Source organism: Polaromonas sp. P1_G2, assembly GCF_056405515.1.
Window position 1 is genome coordinate 1 of record NZ_JBFUBY010001664.1, and the last position, 370, is coordinate 370.

Genomic DNA, 370 nt, shown 5'->3' on the forward strand with positions numbered 1-370 from the left:
ATCGAGCACTGCCTCGTCGCGGGCACGGATGACCAGGTCGGTCGAAAAATACATGCCGTCGAATTTCGGATAGGAGCCGATCACGGTCTGAGGATGCGCTTTCTGCACCGCGGCCAGCGGCGCGCCGATATCGCCCTCGCCGAACGGGCATTTGACCGTCCGCGACAGCGTCTTCGCACCGCTGCGCAGCGTCGGCAGGACATTGTCGAGCATCGCTTGGAAAATATTCGGCACGCCGGCCATGACATAGACATTGCCGATGTTGAAGCCCGGCGCCGTCGAGACAGGATTATCGATATGCAGACTGCCTTCGGGCATGCGCGCCATGCGCTTGCGCGCATCGTTGAATTCGATGCCGCGCCGCTCATAC

Annotated in this window: 1 protein-coding gene; it reads right to left on the minus strand. The window is 61.4% G+C overall.

Going from position 1 to position 370, the window contains the following annotated elements:
* On the minus strand, window positions 1-370 hold a 370-nt coding region (locus tag AC1D0P_RS32030), incomplete at both ends, for a molybdopterin-binding protein (RefSeq protein WP_477680405.1).